The sequence below is a fragment of the Shewanella sp. SG41-4 genome (assembly GCF_014164505.1).
In the GTDB taxonomy this organism is placed as follows: domain Bacteria; phylum Pseudomonadota; class Gammaproteobacteria; order Enterobacterales; family Shewanellaceae; genus Shewanella.
The window spans coordinates 18900-27422 of the sequence record NZ_JACJFI010000030.1 but is presented as its reverse complement, the minus strand read 5'-3'; the positions used below and the strand labels follow the sequence as shown (position 1 = coordinate 27422).

The window sequence follows — 8523 nt, the reverse complement described above, 5'->3', positions numbered from 1 at the left end:
TGATGCCGTTAACAAGCGGGCTAGAATGCCGTGAATGATATTGCTCAAATAGTGCAAATACTCCCCACAGAAAAATCTCTCGATAATGTACTGCAGGCTTTTTGTTACGAATATTTTGTAAGCGTGCGATTAGTGCAAGTAACATGTGCATTATTGCGGTGATGCAGGCAAACACATTAATAAAGTGTGAGACATCTGGGCTGAAAATAAAAAAGCCGTAAGCCACCAAACACCACATCGACAAAGTGGCCGTTTTACCAATCAGTACAATATCGTTTATAGACATCGGCATTAACTTAATCGGCCGATAACAGGTTATCGTTCGGTTGGTATTGGTACAGTCGATAACATACTTGACCTGCCTTTTTTTCTTTTAAGGCAACCCAGGTAGTAGGCACATTGACTGAGGTTAATTCTGATTCGGTTTCGAGATAAATTTGTGCGTTAGGGTTTAACCATTGATGTTGCATTAGTAGCTCAATGGTTTTGTTCGCTAAATCTTTACGAAACGGTGGATCGATAAACACAATATCAAATCCACTAGAAGTTCCTTTAGCAAGCACTTGTAAACTGTCGGCATTAATAACCTCTGCATTTTGACATTGCAGGGTGGCAAGATTCTGTTTTAGCTGATTAGCAGCATTTTTTTGCAGTTCAATCATGCTGGCAAAACTGGCATAACGGGATAAAGCTTCAAGACATAATGCCCCGCTGCCGGCAAAACAATCGAGCACTCTGGCACCACGAATATCGTTGGCAAGCCAATTAAATAAGGTCTCACGTACGCGATCAGTTGTCGGGCGTAAACCTTCAAGATCATGGATCGGTAACTTACGAGATCGCCATTGACCTGAAATAATCCGCACCTGACCGCTGCTGGTATTTTTTTTAGCCATCTCACCCTCGTGATTTTGCCTGAACAAAGAAAAAAGAAAGTGGTAGACTATGCCACAATCTGAACCGTCGTTATTTTATATCAAACTTGTGATTAAATGTGAGTATTCATCATTTTACTGGTGAGAGATGCAACAAACGGCTTCAACTGAATTTTTAAGCATATAAATACTGGTAGCAAACATGGCAAAGAAAGGTTTTTTTTCCTGGTTTCGTAAAGATAAGCCCGTCCCTGAAGTTGAAGAACAGCAGCAACTCGATGTTGATGCGGAGCATGAAGTAGTAACAGAGACTGCTGACCAATCTCAACAAGCTGAGCAGCAAGAGCAAACTGAAGCTACAGCGCCCCTAGACGTTGAACGTCTTGAACAAGAACGTCTTGAAACTGAACTTGCAGAACAAGCCCGTATCGACGCTGAGCGTATTGCTGCGGATAAGTTGGCCGCTGATGTTTTAACCTCAGAAAAGCTCGCCGCAGAAAAGCTAGCTACTGAGCAGGCAGAGCAACAAAAGCAAGCACTAGAGACTGAACGTTTAGAAGCTGAACGTGTTGAACAACTTCGTCTTGAACAGCTTGATCTAGAACATAAGCGTCTTGAGCAAGAGCGTGTCGACAATGAACTTGCAGAACTCGCCCGTATCGATGCTGAGCGTATTGCTGAAGAAAAGCTAGCCACTGAGCAGGCTGAGCAACAAAAGCAAGCACAAGAGACTCAGCGTTTAGAAACTGAACGTTTACAAGCCGAACGTGCTGAACAGATTCGTCTCGAGCAGCTTCATCTAGAAACGAAGCGTCTTGAGCAAGAGCGTATCGACAATGAACGAGCAGAACAAGCTCGTGTCGATGCTGAGCGTATTGCAGCAGAAACGTTAGCAACTGAAGCCTTAGCAACCGAAGCCTTAGCTGCAGAGCTAGCCGCACAGCAATTAGCAGAACAACAGGCAGCCGAGCAACAAGCACCAATAGAGTCTATTGAGTTAGCACAACAAGATGAACCGCAAGCTAAACCACAAAAAGAGGGTATGTTTGCCCGCTTAAAACGTGGCTTAATGCGCACCAGTGAGAATATTGGTTCTGGCTTCATTGGCTTATTCCGCGGTAAAAAAATTAATGAAGAGTTATTTGAAGAACTCGAAGAGCAATTGTTAATCGCTGATGTGGGTGTTGAAACCACCAATAAATTAATTAAAAGCCTGACCGAGCATGCATCTCGTAAGCAGCTTAAAGATGCTGAAGCGCTTTATGATTTAATGCGTGAAGAAATGCAAAAAATGCTCGATCCGGTAGCTATTCCTTTAGTTCCCGATAACGCCAATGGCCCATTTGTCATTCTTATGATTGGCGTCAATGGTGTAGGTAAAACCACCACGATTGGTAAACTGGCTAAACAGTACCAAAGCCAAGGTAAATCTGTCATGTTAGCTGCCGGCGATACCTTCCGCGCAGCAGCCGTTGAACAGCTACAAGTGTGGGGACAACGCAATAACATTCCGGTAGTGGCCCAGCATACTGGCGCAGACAGTGCTTCAGTTATATTCGATGCCTTACAAGCCGCTAAAGCGCGTAAAGTAGACGTATTAATTGCAGATACAGCGGGACGTTTGCAAAACAAAAGTCACTTAATGGAAGAGTTGAAAAAAGTCGTGCGAGTGATGAAAAAACTCGACCCAGATTCGCCTCATGAAGTCATGCTAACGCTAGATGCTAGCACTGGTCAGAATGCTATTAGCCAAGCACAGTTGTTTAAAGAAGCGGTTGGCGTGACGGGGATTACCATCAGTAAATTAGATGGTACCGCCAAAGGCGGGGTGATTTTTGCGATTGCCGATAAGTTTTCTATTCCTATTCGTCATATTGGTGTCGGTGAGCAAATTGATGATTTGCGTACTTTTAACTCCAATGATTTTATTGAAGCATTATTTAGCCAGGATAAAACGGACCAATAATTTATGATCCAATTTGAGCAGGTCAGTAAAATCTATGCAGGAGGCCAAAAGGCCCTTATGGATGTCAATTTTCACCTCCGACAAGGTGAAATGGCCTTTTTAACCGGTCATTCTGGCGCGGGTAAAAGTACCTTGCTCAAACTCATTACCGTTATTGAACGTGCTACGGCAGGTAAGGTGTCCATTAATGGGCATAACATTGCCAATGTAGGGCCAAAACATGTGCCCTATTTACGTCGTAATATTGGGGTGATCTTCCAAAATCATCACTTGTTGATGGATAAAACCGTATTTGACAATATTGCCTTGCCGTTAGTGATCGAAGGTTTCACCCATGGCGAAATTCGTAAGCGTGTTGCTGGCGCACTCGACATGGTCGGTTTATATGGCAAAGAACGTCATTTACCGATAATGCTGTCGGGTGGTGAACAACAACGCGTAGGCATTGCCCGCGCCATTGTTAACAAACCCCCCTTGTTGTTGGCCGATGAACCGACGGGTAACTTAGATCCTAAATTATCGATGGATATTTTACGCTTATTCGAAGCCTTTAATGACTCGGGTACTAGCGTGCTAATTGCCACCCATGACTTAGGCCTTATTGCGCGCATGAAATATCGCACTTTTACTCTGCGTGAAGGACGTATGCTCGGTGGAGAAAGTTCTACTGCTGGTAGGGAGACAATACGATGAGTAAAAAAGTGAATATTACTCGGAGTAAATTACCCTTAAGTGGCCGCATTGTGATGTTTTTTATTCGTCATGTGCAACAAGGCATGTCGAGTATGGGTGAGCTATGGCGTAGTCCTGTTTCATCCATTATGACCATGGCTGTATTGGGCGTGAGTTTAAGCTTACCCGCTGCATTGCAGGTTCTGGTTAAAAATGCTGAAAATATTACCCAGTCTTGGAACAGCGCCGCTGAAATTTCGTTATTTATTAATGAAGGACGCAGTGAGCAATCTATTCAAAGTTTATTGTCACGTATTAAAGCCTTCCGCGAAGTTGAATCGGTCACTTATATCAGTCGCGATCAAGCATTAGAAGAGTTTCAACGCTTATCTGGTTTTGGTGAGGCGTTGTCATATTTAGATGAAAACCCATTACCCGCAGTGGTAACTGTAACGCCTTCACTTAAATATTCTAGCCCTGCTGGGGCGCGTGAGTTACTGGTAAAATTAGAACGTGAATCAGAAGTTAATTTTGGTCGCTTAGACATTGAATGGTTAGAGCGTCTGCAAGCATTGCTTAAACTACTTGAAAAAACCGTGTTGGCGATTGCTGCCTTGCTGGTTCTTGCGGTGGTATTAGTGATAGGCAATACGATTCGACTAGCGATTATGAACCGTCGAACCGAAATTGAAGTGATGAAGCTAGTCGGCGCAACCGAAGCCTTTATCCAACGTCCGTTTTTATATACTGGGATCTGGTATGGGGTCATCGGTGGCATTTTAGCCTGGCTCATTATTAATTTATTGGTGTGGTATCTCGATGGTGCCTTAGCAGAGTTACTGGGTTTATACGGCAGTGAATTAACCATTCAGTCATTAACATTTACAGAATTGATTAAACTGGTGTTATTGGCATCATTTTTAGGCTGGTTAGGCTCATATTTATCTGTACGTCAGCACTTACGTAGCATTGAACCGTCATAATTGCAGAGGTATAATGAAAACTAGCCTCCAATAATGAACGTTTGTTCACTTGCGTTGTGATGGTCTTGCGGTAAAAATGTTCATCTAGTAGAACCTTATTTGACATATGATGTCATATAGTTGATAGTTTATCGGCTAAATCGAGAGAGCTCTCTTGTGTTGTGAACCAAGAGACCTTATTCATCGTACTGAGTTAGCTGAAATATATTTTTGAATAATGTAGTAGGAGAGCGAATGACTTATCAAACGCAATCAATGGCGCTGGCGGTTCCGCATAATGCTAGTAGCCTAGAAGCGTACATCCAGTCTGTGACCAGCATAAATATGCTGGACGCCGATACAGAGTACGACATCGCCAAGCGTTTACAAGAAAACGGCGACCTACAAGCGGCAAAGCAATTAATTATGTCGCATCTTCGTTTTGTTGTGCATGTTGCGAAAGGTTATTCAGGATACGGCTTACCACAGGCTGATCTTATTCAAGAAGGTAACATTGGTTTGATGAAAGCGGTTAAACGCTTTGATCCAGATGTTGGTGTTCGACTTGTGTCTTTTGCGGTGCATTGGATTAAAGCTGAAATTCATGAATACGTGTTGAAAAACTGGCGTATCGTGAAAGTAGCGACCACTAAAGCTCAACGTAAATTATTCTTTAATATCCGTAAGTCTAAAAAGCGTTTAGGTTGGTTTAGTGACGCTGAAGTGACCATGGTTGCAGAGAATTTAGGTGTATCGAAAGCTGATGTGACCGAAATGGAATCACGAATGGCAGCTCAAGATCCTGCCTTCGACTTAACCAATGACAGCGATGACGACCATCATGATTTTGCCCCTGCATTATATTTAGAAGATCATTCTTCGGATGTGGCAGATAAGGTTGAACACGCCAATTGGGAAGCAGACTCTCAAACACGTTTATTATCGGCAATTAAAACCTTAGACGAGCGTAGTCAGCATATATTGCGTGCGCGTTGGTTAGATGATACGAAAGTGACTTTGCAGGAACTTGCATCGACTTATGAAGTATCGGCTGAGCGAATTAGACAGTTAGAAAAGAATGCCATGAACAAGCTTAAATCTTGTATGGAGTAACACTCCAGCGCATTCGTTTTTGATAGATTAAAACCTGCTACGGCAGGTTTTTTTATGGCTTAAATTTGATGTTGGGGCGGCGCAATTTTATGAACATTAATTGATTTTTAACTTAGCGTGTCCAATTTACGTCTATTCAATTTTCGTCCATTAAATTTAGAACTATTCAATTTCGTGTAGGCCCATTTCGAGTAATCGAATTTAGTGCAATCAAATGAACCGAAGTAATTTATAGGTTAGTCGTTGTTGTTCAGTGTCATTATGGCGTTTTTTTTTGCTGCGTCTATCTGAGTTTGAATGGCATTAATGATACTTTTTCTCGGCACTTTCAAACCACTGGAGACGATGTCTTTTGGCCAACAAAAAAATTGTCTAGGGCGCTTGAAGCGTGCCAGCGTCGATTCAACTAACTGACTCAGCTGCAAGTTGATGTTATCGATATCAATTGCTTTTAAATCAACAGTCTTTAAGCCTACAGCCTCTATATTAACGGTCTTGAAATCAAAGGCTTTGGAATTAACGCTATCGAGTCCAATTGCATTAGCACTAATATCTTCGACACAATAATCAATAATAGCTGCAGGTAAGTGGCCAAAAATTGTATCGTCTACGGCAAATACAATTGCTTGTGCGACATTGGGATGAGTTAATAACACTGCTTCAAGTTGTTCTGGATGGACGTTCTCACCGCCACAAATAAACATGTTATCCATACGGCCTAAAATACTGAGCTGTCCTTTTGGATCTAGCTGCCCTTTGTCGTGAGTACAAAACCAGCCTTGATCATCTAATGGTAAGCTTAAACCTTGCTCGGTTAAATAACCTAAAAATAAACACTCACCTTTTACCCAAATTACCCCGTCTTTCAGAATCAGTTGTCTCGAAGGTAAAGGATGCCCATGATGGCCTAATAAATTGGCGTTAGTCGTGGTAATTTGTGAGCTCATTTCAGTCATACCATAGCTGGTATAAGCGTTAATGTGCTGGTGTTGTAGTGCCTCAATAAGAGTTGAATCAATGACTCCTCCACCCAACAGCAACGCGCTTACATTGTTAAGCGCCGCCGGATGTTGCTGGAGTATCTGCTTTGCTTGGGTCGGCACTAATGACACGTGGGTGATGTTGCTACCAGTGAGCTGTTCGGCCAGTGTTAATGTGGGATCTCGCAACACAATACAGGCTCCAGCCAAAGTGCAACGATGAATAATGGCCAACCCACCAATATGAAATAGCGGCAACGATAATAGCCAAGCGTCAGACGGCGCTAAAGCAATAAACGTAGCAGCCCCTTTGGCACTGCTCAAATGGTTAGTTAAACAATGTACCGCAGCTTTGGGCGTACCACTTGAGCCTGATGTGAGAATAATATTGGAAGCTTGATGCGGTGATACCTCAATAGCTTGATTGGGTGGCAGAGGTATTTTTTGAGGCAGTTCAATATCGAGCCAGTGAGTAATCTTAATCGCGGTTTTTCTGCTGACGTTATCGGTCCATAACCATTGGATATCAAAGCGTGTGATAAGCTGATTAATCTGCACATCAGCCAATCGAGGTGACAAAGGTAAAAATATCCATCCCGCATCAATGCATGCCCAATATAGGCAAATCATTTCAATATTATTGTGTGACACACAAGCCACTATATCGCCATGTTTAACGCCTTGAGATTGCAATTGTTGCACTACGCAGTGAACTAAACCGCTTAACTGAGCATAACTGACGCGAGTAGTAGTGCAAGTATTGTTGCAAGTCGTGATGCTCGGATTGACGGCTTTATGGCTACTTTCAATAGCAATAGCATCTGGATGATTTAATGCTGCTTGATGCAAAGGTGACATCATTATAAATTTGCCTCGCCTGAGTCTTGTGGCTGGCCGATATGAGTGAGTAATTGCAACACTTGATGATTTAGCCGCGCTGATAACCCAGAAGTCGCTAACAGCAAAGGTTTAGTAAAGGCGCTTAATGTATCTAAGCCTGGTGATTCATCTGGCGTTAGTGCTTGGCTCACTAGGCGTAAGTCGTTGATACCGAGGTCAGCTTCTAAGCTTGAACTTAAAATACAACGCACACCAGCAAGATGAGCTTGGCTAATCATGTTTTGTAATTTTTCCAGCGAACCCAATAACATGGGTTTGATAATTAATGCGCCTAATCCGGTTTGCTGTAATGCTGAATCGAGATCAAATTGAGATGAATTCAACGATTCATCTAAGGCATATTTTATCTCTAATTGCCGGTGCATTTGGATATTATCATTTGGGTTAATACATGGCTCTTCAATGTATTCAACTTTGTGTTTCGGTAAACAAGCTAAAAAATCGATAGCCTGTTCAAGGCTAAAACCTCGATTAGCATCTAAACGTAATGTCACCTGCGGTGCGATTGCCAGCACTTGATAAATAAATTGGATTTCGCTCGCCATGCTGGTTTGAGCAACTTTAATTTTTACGCTGTTGATTGTGCCCAATGTCTGTAACTTTTGGGTAATAACGTGTGCTGACATTCCATCATAAAGTAATGGCACCACAGCTAACTGAGTCTGTGGGTTTTCGATGCGAGTAGGTAATTGATGGCTTAGTTTTGCATGCAATAGGCTTAATGAAAATGCTAATGATGGCAGTGATATCTGCTCGGCAATATTGGCTAAAATCACTAAGGGTTGATCGATCAAACTCGGTAATACTTGCAGTAATTGTGATATCACCTCATCAAGCGACTCTTGGCTAAACCCCGTTATTGGTTGGCTATCAATATCGAGGCCTGATAATGGCGCTATTTCAACCCAAGCCATTTGTCGATTATTAAGCTGGATAGTAAGCACTAACCCTTTACGAAAATCAATTCGTTGTATGCCTACAGGTAAACTAGGGTTGAGCTCAATTTGATATTGATACAGAGTACAGCTGGTTATCGTTGAGTTATCTGATGACAT

8 protein-coding genes are annotated in these 8523 nt (G+C 42.4%); 4 read left to right on the top strand and 4 right to left on the bottom strand.

The annotated features are described in order from the left end of the window. Both H5202_RS05035 and rsmD read right to left on the bottom strand, forming a co-directional pair. The coding region (locus H5202_RS05035) for a DUF1145 domain-containing protein (RefSeq protein ID WP_182771094.1) at positions 1 to 286 on the bottom strand (286 nt) is incomplete at its 3' end. A gap of 10 nt (positions 287 to 296) precedes the next feature. Continuing rightward, complete coding sequence (gene rsmD, locus H5202_RS05030; RefSeq protein ID WP_182771093.1) at positions 297 to 896, bottom strand: 16S rRNA (guanine(966)-N(2))-methyltransferase RsmD; 600 nt, start codon at positions 894 to 896, stop codon at positions 297 to 299. A gap of 181 nt (positions 897 to 1077) precedes the next feature. Between rsmD and ftsY the strand changes: the two genes are divergently transcribed. The 4 genes from ftsY to rpoH all read left to right on the top strand — a co-directional run bounded on the left by ftsY (position 1078) and on the right by rpoH (position 5588). Continuing rightward, complete coding sequence (gene ftsY, locus H5202_RS05025; protein WP_182771092.1) at positions 1078 to 2841, top strand: signal recognition particle-docking protein FtsY; 1764 nt, start codon at positions 1078 to 1080, stop codon at positions 2839 to 2841. Positions 2842 to 2844: 3 nt separating this feature from the next. Next, on the top strand, positions 2845 to 3534 hold the full coding sequence (gene ftsE, locus H5202_RS05020) for a cell division ATP-binding protein FtsE (RefSeq protein WP_182771091.1): 690 nt from the start codon (positions 2845 to 2847) through the stop codon (positions 3532 to 3534). Next, positions 3531 to 4496, top strand: a complete 966-nt coding sequence (gene ftsX, locus H5202_RS05015; protein WP_182771090.1) for a permease-like cell division protein FtsX — start codon at positions 3531 to 3533, stop codon at positions 4494 to 4496. Before ftsE ends, ftsX begins: the two co-directional genes overlap by 4 nt. A gap of 234 nt (positions 4497 to 4730) precedes the next feature. Continuing rightward, positions 4731 to 5588, top strand: a complete 858-nt coding sequence (gene rpoH / locus H5202_RS05010) for an RNA polymerase sigma factor RpoH (RefSeq protein WP_182771089.1) — start codon at positions 4731 to 4733, stop codon at positions 5586 to 5588. Between the two features lie 236 nt (positions 5589 to 5824). Here the strand turns inward: rpoH and menE are convergent, their stop codons facing one another. Then, entirely contained in the window at positions 5825 to 7429 is a 1605-nt protein-coding gene (menE, locus tag H5202_RS05005) for an o-succinylbenzoate--CoA ligase (RefSeq protein ID WP_182771088.1), read from the bottom strand. After that, entirely contained in the window at positions 7429 to 8523 is a 1095-nt protein-coding gene (gene menC / locus H5202_RS05000) for an o-succinylbenzoate synthase (RefSeq protein WP_182771087.1), read from the bottom strand. The genes menE and menC overlap by 1 nt, the downstream gene beginning before the upstream one ends.